Source organism: Rhizobium sp. 57MFTsu3.2, assembly GCF_012932765.1.
GTDB lineage: Bacteria > Pseudomonadota > Alphaproteobacteria > Rhizobiales > Rhizobiaceae > Rhizobium > Rhizobium altiplani.
On record NZ_JDWI01000006.1, the window covers coordinates 198,185 to 217,456 of the forward strand.

Genomic DNA, 19,272 nt, shown 5'->3' on the forward strand with positions numbered 1-19,272 from the left:
GGGAGACGTCATGAAATATCTCTGCCAGGTCTGGTTCGACACCGAGAAGAGCAAGCTCGTCCCGCAGGAAGAGTGGGATGTGGTCACGCAGGAATGCATCGCAAGCGACGATCACTGGCATGACCGCGGCGTCCTGCAAGTCGCTCTTGCGCTGCACGAGCCCGAATCTGCAGTTACTCTTCGAGTGAGGCAGGGCGTCACGACGGCAACCGACGGTCCCTTCGCCGAAATCAAGGAACATCTTGGTGGTTTCGTATTGATCGACGCCGCCGACATGGAAGAAGCCGAGAGGATCGCCTCGACCTTCCCCATATTGAAATACGCTTCGATCGAGATACGGCCGGCCTATTCCATCAAAGACGGGAGATAATGCGATGCGCTATGTTTGCCTGATCTACAATTCGGCCGATGTCGACGGTCGTCAGGCCCCTGCAGAAACCGAAGCTGTCGTTCGCGCGCATTTCGGCTTCGACGAAGGGTTGCGCGAACGGGGCACGCTGATTCATGCCGATGCGCTCGAAACGCCCGATAAGGCTGTCGTCCTGCGGGTGCGCAACAACGAGCTTAGCATGACTGATGGCCCTTACGTCGAGACGAAGGAGCATCTGGCCGGCCTGTATGTTATCGATGCCTCCGATATGGATGAGGCAAAGGCAATCGCCGCTGGAATTCCATGTGCGCGAATTGGCGCTGTGGAAATCCGCCCGGTGCGGATCCTGACATTGCCGGAGTAGACCTTGGAACGTCTGATCGAGGATATCTACCGATCGCAGTCTCGCCGGGTGCTTGCGACACTCATCCGTCTCCTTGGAGACTTCGACAGGGCCGAAGAAGCCCTGCACGACGCGTTTGCAGCCGCCGCGCGGACGTGGCCCCGCGATGGTGTTCCGGCAAACCCGTTCGGCTGGCTCGTTTCCGCCGGGCGATTTCGCGCGATCGACCACATCAGGCGCCGGTCGCGTTTCGATATGTCGGCGAAGGACATCGAGGAAAGTCTATACGGGTCTTTCGATGAAACGGAGATTGGCGACGTGGACCTGATCCAAGACGACATGCTCCGGTTGATCTTCACCTGCTGTCATCCGATCATACCCGCCGACGCGCAAATGGCGATGGCGCTTAGAGAGATATGCGGACTTACGACTGAAGAGATCGCCCATGCATTTCTAGTCCCCGCCCCAACTGTGGCACAGCGCATCGTACGCGCGAAGAACAAGATCCGCACAGCGAAGATTCCCTACGAGGTCCCTGAGCGCGACGAATTGCCGGAGCGGCTCGACCGGGTGCTGCATGTGATCTATCTGGTCTTCAACGAGGGATACTCCGCTTCGTCCGGCGAGGAGGTCGTCCGAGCGGATCTCACTTCGGAGGCCATCCGCCTGACACGGCTGCTCGCGCGCCTTCTGCCGCACCCCGATGTCTCGGGGCTGCTTGCACTCCTACTCCTTCAGGATTCGCGTCGCGCCGCCAGGCGGAGTTCGCAGGGAGGTCTCATTCTCCTGGCCGATCAGGATCGCGGGCTTTGGGACCGTGAAAAGATTCGCGAAGGTCTCGGGCGCCTCGACGGCGCCCTGCGGAATGGCGAGGTCGGTATCTACACGCTGCAGGCGGCCATCGCTGCGGAGCACGCGCGAGCCGAGACGCCTGAGAGTACGGATTGGCGCCGCATCGTCAGCTTCTATGATCTCCTGCTGTCGGCCCAATGGTCGCCGATTGCCGAACTCAACAGGGCCGTCGCCGTGGCGATGGTGGAGGGAGCAGAAAGAGGTTTGCAGCTCGTTGACGCCATCCTGCAGGCAGGAGAATTGGAGAGCTATCATCTTGCGCATTCGGCCCGTGCCGATTTTCTGAGGCAATTGGGACAGAAGGCCGAGGCGATTGCAGCCTACGAGACAGCCTTGAGGCTGTGTCAACAGGCGCCAGAGCAGACATTCCTGAGAGAACGGATTTCAGAGCTTACGGCTGCGGCCGAGCGGCAGTGATATCGCAGTGCCCGTCAGTGCCGAGACGATGATCAGCAAATGCGCATTGATGCTTGCTTGCGCCAAGGCAGCAAGGGCCGTCTTCTCGCTGGATGCGCCTAGGGCAACGGCGCCGGCAGTGATCCCGGCCGGATAAGTGCCGACGCCACCCGGCGCGTGCACCGGAAGCACAGAGGAGAGCTCGCCGCCAAGCGCCCCGCCGAAACTTGCGGCCATCGGCAATACGCCCATCAGGTTGAGGGCCCAGGCGAGCACCAGAACCTTGACGAGCCAGTTGATGACGGTCATCGCCCAGGCGCGCGTGAAAGCGGCGGCATCGACCGGAAGTCCCCTCTCAACCTCAACCACCAGCTTCTGCGCTTTTACCGGCAGCATCGTGCCGGCAAGCCGCAACAAGGGTCGCCTCAGAGCAAAAGCGACTACCGGAAGTGACAGGAAGGACACCCAGACGATCCATGCAACGATGTTGTGTGGTGACGCGATCGCGAAGCCTATGCCGGCAGCAGCCAGCAAGGCGTGCAGATCAAGCAGGCGCATGACGAACAGCGCCGACGTGCCGCGCGCAAGCGGAATACCGAACTCGGTGCGCATCAACACCGGAAAGCTTGTCTCCCCCGTTCGAAACGGCAGCATGATATTCAGGAGATTGTGAATCTGCGTGACGCGAAAAAGCACCTTGAAGCGGCCCGCAGTTTCTCTCGGAAAATAATCGTAGATGCGCCAGGTCCTGAGAAAGTAGGTGCTGGTCAGAAGTGCGAGAGCGGCGATAATCGGGATAGCACCGACCTCGGCCCATTGTCCGAGAATGACCGGCCAGCCCCAAAACCACTGGATGAAAAGCGCGTAAGTCGCCACGATCACGATCGTCAACAGCGTCATCCGATTGCGGATAAACCAGGATTGTCGGCTGGCAACAACCGGAAACTTCATATAGTAGGCTTTCCTGACTATCGCGGCGAATGCCGCTTTTGGCCGTGCGCCTTGTAGGAGAATTCAAACGTGCAGACAACAGTAGACCCACGTCAAGGCCTCGTGGAAGCGATGCGGCCGGTCGAATTGTCGCTCGTTGTGCCTGTCTTCAACGAGGAAGAGAGCGTCGGCCCGCTTGTCGATCGCATCTGCTTGGCCATGGCCGGCTACTCCCATCGCTGGGAGCTTATCCTGATCGACGATGGCAGCACCGATGCCACGCTGGTAAATGCGCGCAAGCACATCGGCCGCGAGGGCCTTACGCTGAGGATCGTCGAACTGCAGCGCAATTTCGGCCAGACGGCCGCGATGCAGGCAGGCATCGACGCCGCGACCGGCCGGTTGATCGCCACAATGGATGGCGATCTGCAGAACGACCCGAAAGACATTCCGTCCATGGTCGCCGAACTGGAGCGGCGTGAGCTCGATCTTTTGGTTGGCTGGCGCAGGAACCGCCAAGACGGTCTCCTGCTACGCAAGATTCCCTCATGGTGTGCCAATTACTTGATCGGACGCATTACCGGCGTGAAGCTGCACGACTATGGCTGCAGCCTGAAGATCTACCGCGCCTCGATCATCAAGCAGGTGAAGCTGATGGGCGAAATGCACCGCTTCATCCCCGCCTGGGTCGCCGGCGTCGTGCCAAGCTCGCGCATCGGCGAAATGGTCGTGACCCACCATGCCCGCCAGCACGGACAGTCCAAGTATGGCATCTCGCGTACTTTTCGCGTGATCCTCGACCTGCTTTCCGTCATGTTCTTCATGCGCTACAAGGCACGACCAGGCCATTTCTTCGGCTCACTGGGCCTCGGACTGGGTGGGATCTCCGCTCTGGTGATGCTCTATCTGTTCGTCGACAAGTTCGTCTTGGGCAACGACATCGGCACCCGCCCGATGCTGATGGTCGGCATCGTTTTCATGCTGTCCTCCGTGCAGTTGATCACGACCGGCATTCTTGCCGAGATGATTGCCCGTACCTATTATCGCGACGACACCTCGCCGAACTACATCGTCCGCCAGGTCTTCGACGGAAGTGAGAATGCGTAATCTGCTGGCTCGCAAGCCGGACGCGGTTGTCCTGCTGCTGGCGGCATATTTTGTCGTCAGCTTTGTCGTTCGCCTCCTCGTGCCAAACGGCCTGCGGGTCGATGAGTCCCAACAGGCGTTCTTCTCGCAATGGCTTGTGGCCGGCTACGACACCCAGCCGCCGCTCTACAACTGGCTGCAGGCGATGGTGGTGTCCGGCTTCGGATTGTCGATCGCAACGATTGCCGCAACCAAGAACCTGGTGCTGTTTCTTCTTTTCCTGAGCTACTACAAGCTGGCCAAACTGGTGCTCGATGATCGCCTGTTTGCTGCCATCGCGACGCTTTCGCTGTTCACGATTCCACAAGTTTTCTGGCAGGCACAAAGGGACCTGACCCATACAGTCGCCCAGATGCTGATGATAAACCTCTTCATCTACAGCATCATCAAAACGCTGAAGGCCCCATCCCTGTTCTCCTACGCGGCAATCGGCGTCACGCTGGGACTGGGCATGCTGTCGAAGTACAACTTCACTCTCGTCGTGTTTGCAGCGCTCATTGCAGTGTTTCTGCATCCAGAGGGACAGAAGCGCCTGTTCGACCGTCGCTTCTTGCTTTCACTGGCTATCGCGGTCCTCATCTTCGCGCCGCACGGCCTTTGGCTCCTTAACAATATCGGCCTGGCCGCAACCCGCACGCTGAATACCATGGCGCAGGAAGCGCCGACCAGCGTACTCGCGAAACTGATCAAGGGGCCGACCGAGTTCTTCGGTCAGGTGCTCGTGATCATGGCGCCTCTTGTTGCGGTTTATGCAATCGTTTTCGGCAAGAAGTTCGTCCGCAGTCTGCGACCGACGACCATCTGGGCTCACTTTTTCGACACGATATTTCTGGCGATTGGCGTGCAGGTTCTCGTGCTGGTTTTCGCCATCGGCATAACATCCATGCGCGACCGATGGGTGCTGCCCCTCCTGTTCCTGATGCCGATTGCGTTTTGCCTGAAGATACAGGCCCGAGGCATTCAACCGCAGGATTTTGCGCGGCGCTTCTTTATCGCACCTCTCGCGGTCATGATCATCGTCCCGTCGCTGAGTCTGGTTCTCGCGCACGCGCCGTCACTCTTCGGCCGGCCTGAGGCCTACAACGCGCCTTACGAGGAGTTTGCCGGCAAGATCATTGCTGAGGAAGGCAAGCGTCCTGGGCTGGTGCTCACCGACAGCTGGCCGGCGTCGGGAAATATGCATATGCAGTTACCTGATGTTCCAACGATGTCCACGTTCTTCGGCAACCTGGCTATCGATTACGATTGGACCGCGGAGAAGCCGATCCTGGTGGTTTGGCTTCCCTCCAAGGATCGAACGGCGCTACCGCCGGTACTGGTTAACTGGATTGAACAGAACCTCGGCCCGCAATACTCCGCAGTGGCGACCAAGTACACAAGCATCGGTTACATCGGCGGGCGACCGGAGGATCAACGGCTCTTCGGCTACGCCTGGATATATCCGCGCTAGCTCCGGCGTCCCCCTCAGCTCGTCCGACCGATCCAGAGCGATTTCTGGGATGCGCCACCAGCAGGAGCTGCTAGGGAGCGACTTCGCGCCGCTCCGCTTCGTCAACTTGCGCTGCAAGTCCTTGCTGGACCAATACCTTGAGTTCGCCTGGATGCAATTTCAATGCAACGTCTCGCTCCAGGGGACGCAGCTCGCCATCCATCACGCAATTCGCCTTTGACGGCAGCTTTGGAAAGTGCAGATGCACTTCTGCCGGATGCATGATCATCACGTCCGCATTCTCCCTCACCTTGCCTCGCAAGAGATCGATCGCCAGACGCGCGACGCCGAGCGGCTTTAGTGGATTGGCGGTATAGAAGCCTAGTTCGCCACCTGTGAGGCTGTCTGCATAAAGCAAGGCATTCTGGCCGAAAGGGTTGTTTGAAACCGAGACCGCGGAGACCCGGCGCCTCTCATAAACTCCCCCAGCTTCGAACTCGACCTCGAATTCGGGTGGATTCAACACGACACCAAATGCGGCCCGCGCGCTTGCCCCCATCTTTCCAAGTCGGGAGCGGTACGAGTAAGTATTTCGATAGCGCACCATGCGCGCATGCAGCCCGGCCGAGAATTGGTGAATGAACGGCCTGCCGTTGGCGCTAGCGATATCCACACGATCGACTTCGCCAAAGGCGAGTGTTTCAAGCGCTTGCCAGATATCGAGTGGAACGCGCAAGGAACGGGCGAAAAGGTTCATTGTCCCGGCCGGCACAACGCCGAGTGCAATACCGTTTCTCCAGGCTATGGACGCTGCCGCCGATATCGTCCCGTCGCCACCGCCAGCGACGATGCCATCGATGTTTCCCCAGCGGGCCGCCCGCTCCATCGCGGGTACAATCTCCTTGCCGGAAAAGACGATTGCATCGAAATCGTGACCCGCTTCCCTGAAGATCGCCTCAGCGCGCCTTTCATAGTCTTCCATGTCGGTGGTCCTGAACGTTCCACCATCTCGATTGAAAAAGCCAACTAGTTTCATCAGGCTCCCGTTGATCCATCCCGACAGGCAAAGTCTGTTGGCGCTGCAAAGCAGATGGTTCCCGCAGCGGCAATTTCAAGCTGAAGCGCGCCTCACGGCCGCCGCGAGCGGCGACAGAGCCCCCAAATTTGCAAGGGACGTATGCAAATCGGGGGACGCTGCACTGCAGAAAACGCACTCGACCTGCAGCAATCTATCGTTGATAGATGGGATATTAGAGCATCGTCTTCATCTCCCTTCATCTCCGGCCCACCGGTCACCGGCGCATCTTGCGTCCCGTCCCGTATGTCACCTATCGAATGCCAAGGAGTGCCTCTTGAGCCAGGTCGCCGTAAACGATTCCATAGATACGATGGCGGCAGAAGAGGCCCCGTCTCCGGCGGCAATTGCGCTCGTACAACTGGCGCTTGCCTGCGGCGGCTTCGGGATAGGCACCGGCGAATTCGCTATCATGGGTCTTTTGCCTAACGTCGCCGACACCTTCTCGGTGACGACGCCGCAGGCCGGCTACGTGATCAGCGCCTATGCGCTCGGCGTCGTTATCGGTGCTCCAATCATCGCGGTTCTCGCCGCAAGGATGGCGCGCCGCTCGCTGCTTCTCCTCGTCATGGGCATCTTTGCCGTCGGCAACCTGTTGAGCGCGATGGCACCGACCTTCGAGAGCTTCACGTTGATGCGCTTCATCACGGGGTTGCCGCATGGCGCCTACTTCGGCGTTGCCGCGATCGTCGCGGCATCCATGGTGCCGATGCACAAGCGCGCTCGCGCCGTCGGCCGCGTGATGCTCGGGTTGACGGTTGCGACCCTCCTGGGAACCCCGCTCGCCACCGTTTTCGGGCAGTCTCTCAACTGGCGGCTTGCCTTTACGATCGTTGGAATTATCGGCCTGCTGACGGTCGCCCTGATCTGGTACTACGTGCCACGCGACCGAGTTGCCGAGGGCGCAAGCTTCAAGCGCGAACTCGGCGCCTTCAAGCGTCCGCAGGTCCTGTTGACGCTCGCCACGGCATCCGTCGGCTTCGGTGGAATGTTCGCCATGTTCAGCTACATCGCGCCAACCACGACCGAGGTTGCAATGCTGCCGGAAAGTATGGTGGCCGTGATGCTGATCATCTTCGGCATCGGCATGAACGTCGGCAATGTCGTCGGCTCCTGGTTTGCCGACAAATCGCTGATGGGAACGATCGGCGGTTGCCTTGTGTTCAACATCGTCGTGCTGACACTGTTCTCCCTCACGGCTGCCAATCCGTTCATGCTGGCGCTTTGCGTATTCTGCATCGGTTGCGGCTTTGCTGCCGGTCCCGCTGTCCAGACCCGATTGATGGATGTCGGGGCGGACGCGCAGACGCTTGCAGCGGCATCTCACCACTCGGCATTCAATATTGCGAATGCGCTGGGCGCCTGGCTCGGCGGCCTGGTTATCGCACAGGGCTATGGCTTCGCCGCCACCGGCTATGTCGGCGCCATCCTGTCGTTTATCGGCATCTTTGTGTTCGTGGCATCTCTAAGCCTCGATCGCCGTGGCCGGAGCGCCTGACGCGGCCGCCCCCGGCGTCAACGCATAGTCGACAGTGGCCGCAAATTCGAAAGAACGCTGCTCGAACGATATGCCGCGCCGGAAGGTGCGGCATTCTGGCATCAAGCACCTCAAGCGCTTGACTTTTTTGCCAATTGAGACCACCTAGAGCCTTACGCGGATCACCTCCATTTTCCGCGGATATCAACGGAGCCATCATCACGATGCCAAGCGACAGTAGCAGTCGATTGCCTTTGCCGTACGCGGCCCTCGTGCGCTGACCTGACTCCGTCGGGCTCGCCCGTCGGACGCTACGGCGGATCGACGGAAAGGCGAGCCTATGAACATCAATCGCTTCCCACTGCGGGCGGGCCATGCCGCTCGTTTCTTCAGCAGCGACCACCTCGGCCCGATCACCACGGCCGAGCGCGTCGAACAGCTGAACACACTTGAAATATCCGAAGCCGCAGCAATCCTGGTTACGCTGCCGCAGCAAAAGGCCGTGCGCATTCTCGGACGTCCCGAGTTGCATCACGCCGCCGCGATCCTTGCAGACATGCCGGTCGAGCATGCCGCACGGCTGTTGAACGCCGTGGCAAACGACCGTGTCGCCGACCTCTTTCAGGAAATGAACGAGGAGGTTCGTGCACACCTCTTCTCGCGGCTGGACCGCACGACCTGTCTCGCCGTCCAGCACCTGATGGGGTATCCGCCCCGCACGGCCGGCAGCATCATGACGACCGAATTCGTCAGCGTGCCCGACACCTGGACTGTCGAACAGACGCTGGAGCACGTGCGCAAAGTCGAGCGTTCGCGCGAGACGGTCTATGCGATCTACGTCCTCGATGCGGTCAGCCGCGCGCTGACGAGCGTCGTCACACTCCGCCGCCTCATCACCGGCGAGCCCGGCGAATCCGTCCTGACCGTTGCGCAGAAGGAAGGGGTTGTGCGTGCCGATCCGCTGATGACGCAGGAAGATGTCGCCCGGCTGATCCGCAAGCATAATCTGCTCGCCCTGCCCGTCGTCAGCGAGGACGGCCACATGCTCGGCATCGTCACGGTCGACGACGTCATCGACACGATGATCGCCGACCAGACCGAAGACGCCCAGAAATTCGGTGGTATGGAAGCCCTCGGCAAGCCCTACACCAAGATCAGCTTTGCCGGCATGATCCACAAGCGTGCTGGTTGGCTGTGCGCCCTCTTCCTCGGCGAAATGCTGACGGCAAGCGCCATGCAGCATTTCGAAGGCGAGCTTGAGAAGGCGATCGTGCTGACGCTGTTCGTGCCGCTGATCATGAGCTCTGGCGGAAACAGCGGGTCGCAGGCGACATCGCTGATCATCCGGGCGCTGGCGCTCGGCGAGCTCAAGCTCTCCGACTGGTGGCGCGTGCTGATGCGCGAGCTGCCGACGGGTATCGTGCTCGGCACGATCCTGGGATTGGTCGGTTTCGCCCGCATCGTGCTCTGGCAAAAAATCGGGCTCTATGACTACGGCGAGCACTGGGTCCTGGTCGGCGTCACGATCTTTACCGCACTGATCGGCATTGTCACGTTTGGTTCGCTGGCGGGCTCCATGCTGCCGTTCATCCTGCAGAGGCTGCGGCTTGATCCGGCAAGCGCCTCCGCCCCGTTGGTCGCCACGCTCGTCGATGTGAGCGGGCTGGTGATCTACTTCTCGGTCGCGCTGCTGATCCTCAATGGCACGCTGCTCTAAGCAAGAAAACGGGGCCGATTGGCAGGCCGATTGGCCCCGTTTCTATTTCAGTTCCGGCAGCTTCAGCGCTCCGTGGGTTTTCATGCTGCGAATGGCAAAGTTCGAGCGGATATCGCTGACATTCGGCAGGGTCAGCAGCGTGTCCGTCAGCAGCCGCTCATAGGCTGCGAGATCCTCGACCACCACCTCCGCAAGAAAGTCGGCCGTTCCCGATATTAGAAAACACGACACCACCTCGGGAATGGCGAGCAATGCCGCCTCCTGCGCCTGCGCGTTCTCGCGGCTGTGATGGGCGACCTTGAGCTCGACGAAAACCGTCAGGCCGAGACCGACTTCCTTGCGGTCGATATCGGCGCGGTAGCCGCGGATTACGCCGGTCTTTTCCAGATTGCGGATACGCCGCAGACAGGGGGACGGCGACAAATTGACCTTTTCGGCAATCTCCACGTTGGTCGCCCGGGCATCCTCCTGGAGGCATTCCAATATCGCCAGATCGAATTTATCAAGATTTGGCATGTTCGATAAAATCCTTTGGCGTGATTGGCAGATAATTGCTCATACCAGTATTTTGGCGGCATAGATAGCAAGGACATGCCTCGCCGTTTCCGCTTATTCTTCTCTCAACCGGACAGCAATCCGGACGATCACGAGAGGAGAGATCGATGAGCGCCGTTACCTTCACGAACAATGAAAAGTCCACGTCGACATCTGTCGGATATGCCGGCGCCGTCGTCACCGTCCTCATTTGGGCAGCGTGGATCCTGGCGACGCGTCACAGCGCGGCGACGCAGCTTGGCACGATCGATATCGGCCTGATCCGCTACGGTATTCCGATGCTTGTTCTGGCGCCCGTCTGGCTGAAGACTGGATTGCTGCCGAAAGGCGTGCCGCTCCGCCTGCTTGCCACGATGGTCGCGGGCGCTGGCGCCGTTTTCTTCCAGCTGACCACGTCGGCCATTCACTCGACCCCGGCATCCGCCGCCGGTATTCTGCTCGGGGGGTCCATGCCGCTTGCCACTGCGCTGATCGGCGTCATCGTCTTCCGGGAACGACCGGACTTCATGCGCGTGCTCGGTCTTGCCGCGATCGTCGGCGGCGTTGCCATCCTACTGGTCCGCAGTCTCGCCGGTGCGGCACTACCCTGGACCAGCTTTGTTCTGCTACCGATGGGAGCGATCCTATGGGCAAGCTACACGCATGCCTTTCGCCGCTCCGGCCTGACGGCTCTGCAGGCCAGCGCGCTCATCGCCATCTGGTCATTTCTCATCCACATCGGTCTGGCCGTCGCCTTCGGTACGTCGATTGCCAGCGCACCACTTGGTGAGGTCGGCTTGCAGGTACTGAGCCAAGGCGTGCTGTCCGGCCTTGCTGCCACGGTCGCCTACGGCCTTGCGGTTCATGCGCTGGGCGGCACCCAGGCAGCTGCCTTCACGGCAATCACGCCGGTGCTGGCAACGATCGGCGGCGGCCTATTGCTTGGGGAGGAAATCGGCATCGCCGAGATCGCCGCCGCTGTTATCACCGGGCTCGGCGTAGCACTCTCGACCGGCATCGCCTCACGCCGATAGCAACTCCGCAGTTCGGGCCGGCGGCCAATCCGCCGGCTCACTCTATTGTTCCATGCCGCTATCGCTTCAGCGTAAGAACCATCGCAACCCGTCGTTCCGGATCCATCCCAACCGCGATTTCGTGATCCAGCTTTTTCTTCAGGAAATGCGGAACGGCTTCGACACTCGGCAGCACAAAGCCGAGGGAGGCGTAGAAGGGCGCGTTGAACGGAACGTAGCGATCCGTTGTCAGCGTCAGTGCCGATAGCCGACGCTGCTGCGCCATCTCGATTGCAGCCGACATCAGACGCCGCCCGACACCCCTGCGCTGCCAATCCGGGCAAACATCCAGTTCGATCACATAGAGCGTGCCTTCGATTTCCTCGACCGCGAGAAAGCCGACCGGACAGTCGCCGTCATCGGCGGCAACGAGCAGCAGGCCCGCATCGAGCGACCCCCGCAACAAATCGTGTGGCAGCGCGTGCGCTTCCCTGATAACGCCGAGCGCCTCCGCCAGCGTCGCGAAGGCATCGAGCTCGATCTCAGTCAGGCGCGGCAGCTCATCGAGACGCGCCTGCCGTATGGCGCAGGCGTTGCTCATGACTGCTTCTTACATATTCGGATAGACCGGTCCCTCGCCGCCCTGCGGCGGCACCCAGTTGATGTTCTGGTTGGGGTCCTTGATGTCGCAGGTCTTGCAGTGGACGCAGTTCTGGGCGTTGATGACAAAGGTCTCTTGCCCATCCTTCTCCACCCATTCGTAAACGCCGGCCGGACAGTAGCGCGTCGAAGGACCGGCATAGATGTCGTGTTCGGACGACTTCTGCAGCGCCATATCCTTCACCTGCAGATGCACCGGCTGGTCTTCCTCGTGGTTGGTGTTCGACAGGAACACCGAGGACAGACGGTCGAAGGTGAGAACGCCGTCGGGCTTCGGGTAGGCGATCGGCTTGTGCTTGGCGGCCGGCTCCAGCGAGGCCGCATCCGTCTTGCCGTGCCTGAGCGTACCGAAGATCGAAAGGCCGAAGAGCTGGTTCGTCCACATGTCGAAACCGCCGAGCGCCACGCCGATTGCCGTGCCGAACTTCGACCACAGCGGCTTGACGTTTCGCACCCTCTTCAGGTCCTTACCGATGTCGCTTGAGCGCCAGTCGTTCTCGATCTCGACCACCTCGTCATTGGCGCGACCGGCTGCAATCGCCGCGGCAATCCGGTCCGCTGCCATCATGCCGGACAGCACCGCGTTGTGGCTGCCCTTGATGCGCGGCACGTTGACGAAGCCCGCCGAACAGCCAATCAGGGCGCCGCCGGGGAAGGATAACTTCGGTACAGACTGATAGCCGCCCTCGGTGATCGCACGCGCACCATAGGACAGCCGTTTGCCGCCCTCGAAGGTCGTGCGGATCGCCGGATGCGTCTTGAAGCGCTGGAACTCCTCGAAGGGATACAGGTAAGGGTTCTTGTAGTTCAGGTGGACGACGAAGCCGACGGCAACGAGATTGTCTTCGAGGTGGTAAAGGAAGGAGCCGCCGCCGGTCTTCATGCCGAGCGGCCAGCCGAACGAGTGCTGCACGAGACCTCGGCTGTGGTGCTCGGGCTTCACCTGCCAGAGTTCCTTGATGCCGATACCGAACTTTTGCGGCTGGCGATCCCTCGACAGATCGAACTTGGCGATCAACTGCTTGGCAAGCGAACCGCGGACCCCCTCGCCGATCAGCACATACTTGCCTGTTAGCGCCATGCCGCGGGTGTAGTTCGGGCCGGGCTCGCCGTTCTTCTCGATGCCCATGTCGCCGGTGGCCACGCCAATGACGGCCCCCTCGTCGTTGTAGAGCACCTCGGTCGCGGCAAAACCCGGATAGATCTCGACGCCGAGTTCTTCCGCCTTTGTGGCGAGCCAGCGACAAACGTTGCCAAGCGAAACGATGTAGTTGCCGTGGTTGCTCATCAGCGGCGGCATCATGAAATTCGGCAGGCGCACCGAGCCTGCCGGGCCGAGCACCAGGAAGTGGTCGTCCGTCACTTCGGTCTTGAACGGATGATCAGCCTCATCGCGCCAGCCAGGCAGCAGACGGTCGATGCCGATGGGATCGACGACGGCACCTGACAGGATGTGCGCGCCGACCTCAGCCCCCTTCTCGAGCACGACGACCGACAGTTCCGGATTGACCTGTTTCAGGCGGATCGCAGCCGACAATCCCGCAGGGCCGCCACCGACGATCACAACGTCGAATTCCATGCTTTCGCGCTCGGGCAGTTCAGTCGTATCGGTCATGCATCATCTCCGCTCGGCCGACATCGCGGCCACATTCCCCGTGATGGGGTTATCTCTTGGCAAAACAGAGCTCTATTGTCGAGCCGGGAAACGACAGCGAATCCCCCAATTCGCGCAACAGCATTTCTAACGCCAGATAAATATATGCAGCTTACGTAAACGTCAAATCATAAACAGTGCCAGACGCCGCTTTCGTCTCCCGTCGGCGCGCCGTATAGAAAGACGGACAAATGGAGAAATTGACATGGATCTGGGCATCAAGGGCAAGCGCGCACTCGTTCTGGCATCGTCGCGCGGATTGGGGCATGGCATCGCCGTGGCTTTGGCACGTGAGGGCGCGAACGTTCTTCTCTGCGGCCGCAGCGGCGAGACGCTGGAGGCAAACTGCCGCGCCATCAACGCCGAAGGAAATGGCAAGGCGGATTGGATCTGGGCCGATCTCTCGGACGAGAATTTCGTCGAGACCGTGACCGCCGCCGTGCATGAAAAGCTTGGTGGCATCGATATCCTGGTCAACAATACCGGCGGCCCCACGCCAGGAACGACGCAGGACATGACGCCCGAGAAACTGGAGACCTATTTCTTCTCCATGGTGCTGCGGGTGATCGCGCTCACCAACGCATTGTTGCCATCCATGAAGGAACAAGGCTGGGGGCGCATTCTCACTGTCGCGTCGTCGGGCGTCATCGAACCGATCACCAACCTCGCTCTTTCGAACACGCTGCGCCCCGCCCTCGCCGGTTGGAGCAAGACGCTGGCAACGGAGATCGGACGCTTTGGGGTCACGTCAAACCTTCTGCTTCCCGGGAGCATTCTGACCGGCCGCACCGACGAGGTAGATGGGGCGGCCGCCAAGCGCACCGGCAAGAGCCTCGATGAAATCCGCTCTGCTAAGGAGGCCGCAATCCCCGTCGGTCGCTATGGGACGGTCGAAGAGTTCGCTGCAACCGCCGCCTTTCTTTGCAGCCTGCCCGCGAGCTACATCACGGGCAGTCTTGTACGCTGCGACGGCGGAGCGGCGCGATCCGTCTGATTGAAAAGGGGAAATTGGGAAAGTGTCGCCTACGGCGGATCGCCGATGCCCAACAAATGGTATTTCAGCTTATTCTTTCATTACAAAAATTTAAGCCATTATAACCACTTAGTGATGGTCGGTTCGGCAATTGTGTCTTTTTTGCGCCGTAATAGACGTGGTTCAATAGAGCCTTGATTTTCGCGCAACTCGCCCAAACCGGTCTCGCATATGAAGAAACTTTTGATCACGGCCTGCATTATAGCTGCTGCCAGCGTTGGCGCTTGGCAATACAGGGAACGAATCCCGTATCTTTCGCAATTTTTGCCCCACGCTCAGCCGCAGGCCGATGCCGCCGACGGCGGCCACCAAACGGCGGGCGATGCATCGCAGAAATCCGGTGATCAGAAGGGCGGCAGCAAGGGTCGCAACCGCAACGGCGGACCAACGCTGGTCAACACTGTCGCAGCAGTGAAGACTGTTTTGCCCCGGGACGTCACAGCTTCGGGCTGGGCAGATGCGGACGACAACACCACGATCGCGGCCCAGGAACAGGGGATCGTTACGCAGATCCTCGCCTCGGACGGCGCCACCGTCAAACAGGGAGATCTGATCGCCAAACTCGATGCCCGCACCGCACAGGCAACGGTCGACAAGGACAGCGCCATGGTCGTCCGCGACCAGGCAACCCTGGCGGAGTCCGAAACGGCGCTGGCACGCGCCAATGACCTTTTGAGCTCAAAGGCCGGCACACAGCAAAGCTACGATCAGGCAAAGGCGGCCCGCGATACGGCAGCCGCGACCGTAGAGGCCGATAAGGCCGCGCTTGCCGCCGATCAGGTCCTGCTTGAGCATACCGATATTCGCGCGCCCTTCGACGGACGCCTTGGCGATATCGCCGTGAGCCCAGGCGCCTTTGTGAACGCCGGCTCCGCGATCGTGACGATCGCAAAGTACGATCCGATCTACGTGAAATTCCACCTGCAGGAACGCGACCTCCGGCAGTTGAAGCTTGCACTTGCCGCAGGCCCGGTGGACGTCAGCACCGTTCCTCAATCCGACAAGGCCAAGCCACGTCAGGGCCATATCAGCTTTTACGACAACACCGTCGATCCTGCGTCCGGCACAATTCTCGCGAAGGCGAAGTTTGAGAACGCGTCCGGCGCTTTATGGCCCGGGCAATCGGTCAACATCGTTGTCCACTTCAACAACAATGAACAGCAGGTCGTGGTCCCGACCGTTGCTGTCAGTCCCGGCGCCGACGGCTTCTTCGCCATTGTCGCGCGCGACGGCAAGGCTCATGTGACACCCGTCACCGTGGCGCGCGCGAACGGTGGTTTCACCGCCGTCTCGCAAGGCCTGTCCGAGGGCGATCACGTCATCATCGAGGGACAGGCGCAGCTGGTCGACCAGCAGCCGGTCAAGGAACAGTTCGACGACAAGGCATTGAATGTCGCCTCGGTTGACCAAACCGCAGGCAAAACCGAAATCATCACAGCGGGCACGGAAGAATGATACCGAATTTCTGTATCCGACGTCCTGTTGCAACGACGCTGCTTGCCATCGGCGTCGTGCTTGCCGGCCTTGCCGGCTACCAACTCGTGCCCGTGGCAGCCCTGCCGCAGGTCGACTTCCCGACGATCAACGTCTCGGCTGCGCTGACCGGCGCCTCACCGCAGACGATGGCGACTTCGGTCTCCACGCCGCTGATCAAGCAGTTCCAGACCATTCCCGGCATCAGCGAAATCAGCGCCACGAACTCCCTCGGCAACACCAGCATCGTTCTGCAGTTCGATCTCAATCGCAACATCGATGCGGCAGCAGCCGATGTTCAGGCAGCGATCTCGCATGCCACGCGGCAATTGCCCGACAACATGACGACGCCGCCAAGCTATCGCAAGACGAACCCCGCCGATGCGCCGGTCATGCTGCTTGCCGTGCAAAGCGACACCATGCCCCGCAGCAAGCTCGACGAGATCGCCGAGGACATCATCTCGCCGTCCCTTTCAACACTTCCCGGCGTGGCTGAGGTTTCGGTATTCGGTGCGCAGACCTACGCGGTCCGGGTCGAGGTCGATCCCAACAAGCTTCTCAACCGCGGCATCGGTATCGATACCGTCAACCAGGCGCTGGTCGCTGCCAACAGCCAGGTTCCCGTCGGCTCCCTGCAGAACGACTCGCAAAGCATGACGATCAATGCGGACACTCAGCGGACCAATGCCGACGAGTTCCGTACGCTTGTCATTGCCAATCCCAACGGCGCACCGATCCACCTCGGCGACGTCGCCGACGTGCAGGACAGCGTTCAGAACCAGAATACCGGCAGCTGGTACGACGGCAACCGCGGCATCATTCTTGCCATTCAACGCCAGCCCGATGCCAATACCGTCGAGGTCGTCGACGCAATCAGGGCGAAGCTGCCGGGTCTGCACGCCGAAATCCCCGCCTCTGTTTCGACAAAGGTCATGAACGACTCTGCGCAGCCGATCAAGGACGCGATCACGGACGTGAAGTTTACGCTGCTCCTGACGATCGGCCTCGTCGTCCTGGTCATCTACCTCTTTACCGGTCACCTGACGGCGACGATCATTCCGGGCCTTGCCGTGCCGCTGTCGCTGATTACCACCTTCGGCATGATGTACGCGCTCGGATACAGCATCGACAACATCTCGCTGCTCGGACTGACGCTCGCAGTCGGCCTTGTCGTCGATGACGCGATCGTCATGCTGGAAAACATTCTCCGGCATGTCGAGGAAGGGATGCCGGTTCTCGATGCGGCGATCAAAGGCGCCGGCGAAGTCAGCTACACCATCATTTCCATGTCCGTGTCACTGATTGCCGTCTTCATTCCGATCCTGTTGATGGGCGGCGTCGTCGGCCGCATCTTCAACGAGTTCGGCATGGTCGTTGCGATCGCGATCGTCGCCTCCGCGATTGTCTCGCTCACAGTGACGCCGATGCTGGCATCAAGGCTCGGCAGTGGCCACGACCGCCCGCCCTTCTTCATCCGTTGGTTCGATGCCGGTTTCGAGCGGACACTCAGAGGATACGAAAAATCGGTCGGCTGGTGCCTGAAGCATCGTCCAGCCGTCCTCGCCCTGTTCGTGGCGTCGGTTGGCCTGACTGTCTATCTCTTCATGACGCTGCCATCCAGCTTCTTCCCCACCGAAGATATTGGACGCCTCAACATCTCGACGCGCGCACGCCAGGACATCTCCTATCCGGCGATGCAAGCGTTGCAGAACCAGGCAGCGGAACTCGTGAAGCAGAATCCCGCCGTCAATCACGTGATGTCGATTGTCGGCGGCAACGCACGCAGTCCGTTGAACAACGGCACGATGTTTGTCGAACTCAAGGACAAGGATCAGCGTCCACCGCTTGAGCAGACGTTACGGGAATTGCGGGCGAGCATCGGCAAGATTCCTGGGCTGCAGGCCTACATCACGCCGCAACAGAGCCTCCGCTTCGGCGGCCGTCAGACGGCGAGCCAATACCAGCTCGTCGTTCAGGCGCTGAGCGCCGATCAGACAAACGTCTGGGCAGACAAGATTCAGCAGGCCATGCGTTCCGATCCGCGTTTCACCGACGTCGCCTCAGATGCGCAGAACAATGCCCTGCAGGCCAATATCGTCGTCGACACGGAGAAGGCGGCAGCCTTCGGGATTACCGACGGACAGCTGCGGACGACCCTGCAGGAAGCCTTTGGCGGATACACCGCCGCCCAGATCCAGTCGACCGGCGACAGCTATGACGTGATCGTCGAGTACGATACGAGCAAGCCCTGGGACGACCAGAAGCTTCAGGAAATCCGCGTCGCTTCAAGCAACGGCGCCCTCGTTCCCTTGTCCAACTTCGCAAGGGTAGAACGCACGACGGGGCCGGTGACGATCAACCAGACCGGTCAGCTTGTCTCGACGACAGTCTCCTTCAACCTGCCGGCCGGCGAAGCGCTTGGCGATGCCACGGCGGCGATCGACCAGATCAAGAAAGACATCAACATGCCAGCGGACGTTTTCACGTCCTACGGTGGCACGGCGCAGATATTTGAGCAGTCCCAGGGCAACACGCCGCTGTTGATCCTGGCGGCAGTGCTGACGATCTACGTCGTGCTGGGTGTCCTCTACGAAAGCTTCATTCATCCGCTGACGATCCTTTCCGGCTTGCCGGCCGCGGCACTCGGTGCCCTGCTGGCGTTGAAAGTGATGGGCTTCGATCTTTCGATCATCGCGCTCATCGGCCTGCTGATGCTGATCGGTATCGTCAAGAAGAATGCGATCATGATGATCGACGTGGCGCTGGAGAACCTGCGCTCCGGCAACGGCATGTCGCCGTCGGAGGCGATTCATGAAGCCTGCGTTCGACGCTTCCGCCCGATCATGATGACGACCTTCTGCGCCCTCCTCGGCGCGCTTCCCATCGCTCTCGGGACCGGTGCAAGCTCGGAACTGCGCCAGCCGCTCGGCATTGCCGTCGTTGGCGGTCTCGTCGTGTCGCAAGCATTGACGCTTTTCATCACCCCGGTGATCTTCGTCGAAATGGGCAGGCTTAGCGATTGGCTCCTCAGCTTTGGACGGAAGAAGAAGACCGAGCACGATGAAGAGATACCTCAGGCATTGGCCGCCGAGTAGGGAACAAGCGGGCGCCATTGGCGCCCGCCGCATTTTTCACTTCAAGCCTTGAACAACGGCGGCCTCTGTGGCATC

Annotated in this window: 16 protein-coding genes; 11 read left to right on the top strand and 5 right to left on the bottom strand. The window is 60.4% G+C overall.

Annotated features, from left to right (window positions below; translation table 11 throughout):
• The first annotated feature begins 10 nt into the window (after positions 1-10).
• Genes AF71_RS09565 through AF71_RS09575 form a run of 3 tightly spaced genes read left to right on the top strand, consistent with a single transcriptional unit; the run spans position 11 to position 1,982 of the window.
• Positions 11-370 (top strand): YciI family protein, encoded by a 360-nt coding sequence (locus AF71_RS09565; RefSeq protein ID WP_018857459.1) that lies wholly within the window; start codon positions 11-13, stop codon positions 368-370.
• A gap of 4 nt (positions 371-374) precedes the next feature.
• A complete protein-coding gene (locus tag AF71_RS09570; RefSeq protein ID WP_018116256.1) occupies positions 375-734 on the top strand; it encodes a YciI family protein in 360 nt (119 codons plus the stop codon).
• Between the two features lie 3 nt (positions 735-737).
• Positions 738-1,982, top strand: a complete 1,245-nt coding sequence (locus AF71_RS09575) for an RNA polymerase sigma factor (RefSeq protein ID WP_113471048.1) — start codon at positions 738-740, stop codon at positions 1,980-1,982.
• Here AF71_RS09575 and AF71_RS09580 read toward each other — a convergent pair.
• Positions 1,950-2,912 (bottom strand): lysylphosphatidylglycerol synthase domain-containing protein, encoded by a 963-nt coding sequence (locus AF71_RS09580; protein ID WP_169681126.1) that lies wholly within the window; start codon positions 2,910-2,912, stop codon positions 1,950-1,952. The two genes, AF71_RS09575 and AF71_RS09580, sit on opposite strands and share 33 nt — an antisense overlap.
• A gap of 69 nt (positions 2,913-2,981) precedes the next feature.
• On the opposite strand from AF71_RS09580, the gene AF71_RS09585 reads away from it, so the two are divergent.
• Both AF71_RS09585 and AF71_RS09590 read left to right on the top strand, forming a co-directional pair.
• The gene (locus AF71_RS09585) at positions 2,982-3,998 is read left to right on the top strand and encodes a glycosyltransferase family 2 protein (RefSeq protein WP_169681128.1); all 1,017 of its coding nucleotides are present in this window, start codon (positions 2,982-2,984) and stop codon (positions 3,996-3,998) included.
• Entirely contained in the window at positions 3,991-5,487 is a 1,497-nt protein-coding gene (locus tag AF71_RS09590) for a glycosyltransferase family 39 protein (RefSeq protein ID WP_169681130.1), read from the top strand. The genes AF71_RS09585 and AF71_RS09590 overlap by 8 nt, the downstream gene beginning before the upstream one ends.
• Positions 5,488-5,557: 70 nt before the next feature.
• Here the strand turns inward: AF71_RS09590 and AF71_RS09595 are convergent, their stop codons facing one another.
• Positions 5,558-6,502, bottom strand: coding sequence for a diacylglycerol kinase family protein (locus AF71_RS09595; RefSeq protein ID WP_169681132.1), 945 nt, complete (start codon positions 6,500-6,502; stop codon positions 5,558-5,560).
• A 316-nt stretch (positions 6,503-6,818) separates the two neighbouring features.
• Between AF71_RS09595 and AF71_RS09600 the strand changes: the two genes are divergently transcribed.
• Together AF71_RS09600 and mgtE are read left to right on the top strand one after the other, a co-directional pair.
• Positions 6,819-8,039, top strand: coding sequence for an MFS transporter (locus AF71_RS09600; protein ID WP_169681134.1), 1,221 nt, complete (start codon positions 6,819-6,821; stop codon positions 8,037-8,039).
• Between the two features lie 319 nt (positions 8,040-8,358).
• Positions 8,359-9,735, top strand: a complete 1,377-nt coding sequence (mgtE, locus tag AF71_RS09605) for a magnesium transporter (RefSeq protein ID WP_169681136.1) — start codon at positions 8,359-8,361, stop codon at positions 9,733-9,735.
• A gap of 42 nt (positions 9,736-9,777) precedes the next feature.
• On the opposite strand, the gene AF71_RS09610 is transcribed toward mgtE, so the two are convergent.
• Positions 9,778-10,251: an Lrp/AsnC family transcriptional regulator gene (locus AF71_RS09610; RefSeq protein WP_018857467.1), complete on the bottom strand. Its 474-nt coding sequence runs from the start codon at positions 10,249-10,251 to the stop codon at positions 9,778-9,780.
• A 146-nt stretch (positions 10,252-10,397) separates the two neighbouring features.
• Here AF71_RS09610 and AF71_RS09615 point away from each other — a divergent pair, with 146 nt between their 5' ends.
• Positions 10,398-11,303 (top strand): DMT family transporter, encoded by a 906-nt coding sequence (locus AF71_RS09615; RefSeq protein ID WP_113471585.1) that lies wholly within the window; start codon positions 10,398-10,400, stop codon positions 11,301-11,303.
• A 58-nt stretch (positions 11,304-11,361) separates the two neighbouring features.
• On the opposite strand, the gene AF71_RS09620 is transcribed toward AF71_RS09615, so the two are convergent.
• Together AF71_RS09620 and AF71_RS09625 are read right to left on the bottom strand one after the other, a co-directional pair.
• On the bottom strand, positions 11,362-11,883 hold the full coding sequence (locus AF71_RS09620) for a GNAT family N-acetyltransferase (protein ID WP_113471586.1): 522 nt from the start codon (positions 11,881-11,883) through the stop codon (positions 11,362-11,364).
• A 9-nt stretch (positions 11,884-11,892) separates the two neighbouring features.
• Positions 11,893-13,557, bottom strand: a complete 1,665-nt coding sequence (locus AF71_RS09625) for an electron transfer flavoprotein-ubiquinone oxidoreductase (RefSeq protein ID WP_169681138.1) — start codon at positions 13,555-13,557, stop codon at positions 11,893-11,895.
• 244 nt (positions 13,558-13,801) lie between these two features.
• On the opposite strand from AF71_RS09625, the gene AF71_RS09630 reads away from it, so the two are divergent.
• The 3 genes from AF71_RS09630 to AF71_RS09640 all read left to right on the top strand — a co-directional run bounded on the left by AF71_RS09630 (position 13,802) and on the right by AF71_RS09640 (position 19,197).
• Positions 13,802-14,590, top strand: coding sequence for an SDR family oxidoreductase (locus tag AF71_RS09630; protein ID WP_169681140.1), 789 nt, complete (start codon positions 13,802-13,804; stop codon positions 14,588-14,590).
• Between the two features lie 210 nt (positions 14,591-14,800).
• Entirely contained in the window at positions 14,801-16,084 is a 1,284-nt protein-coding gene (locus tag AF71_RS09635) for an efflux RND transporter periplasmic adaptor subunit (protein ID WP_169681142.1), read from the top strand.
• Positions 16,081-19,197 (top strand): efflux RND transporter permease subunit, encoded by a 3,117-nt coding sequence (locus tag AF71_RS09640; RefSeq protein WP_169681144.1) that lies wholly within the window; start codon positions 16,081-16,083, stop codon positions 19,195-19,197. Before AF71_RS09635 ends, AF71_RS09640 begins: the two co-directional genes overlap by 4 nt.
• Positions 19,198-19,272: the final 75 nt, after the last annotated feature.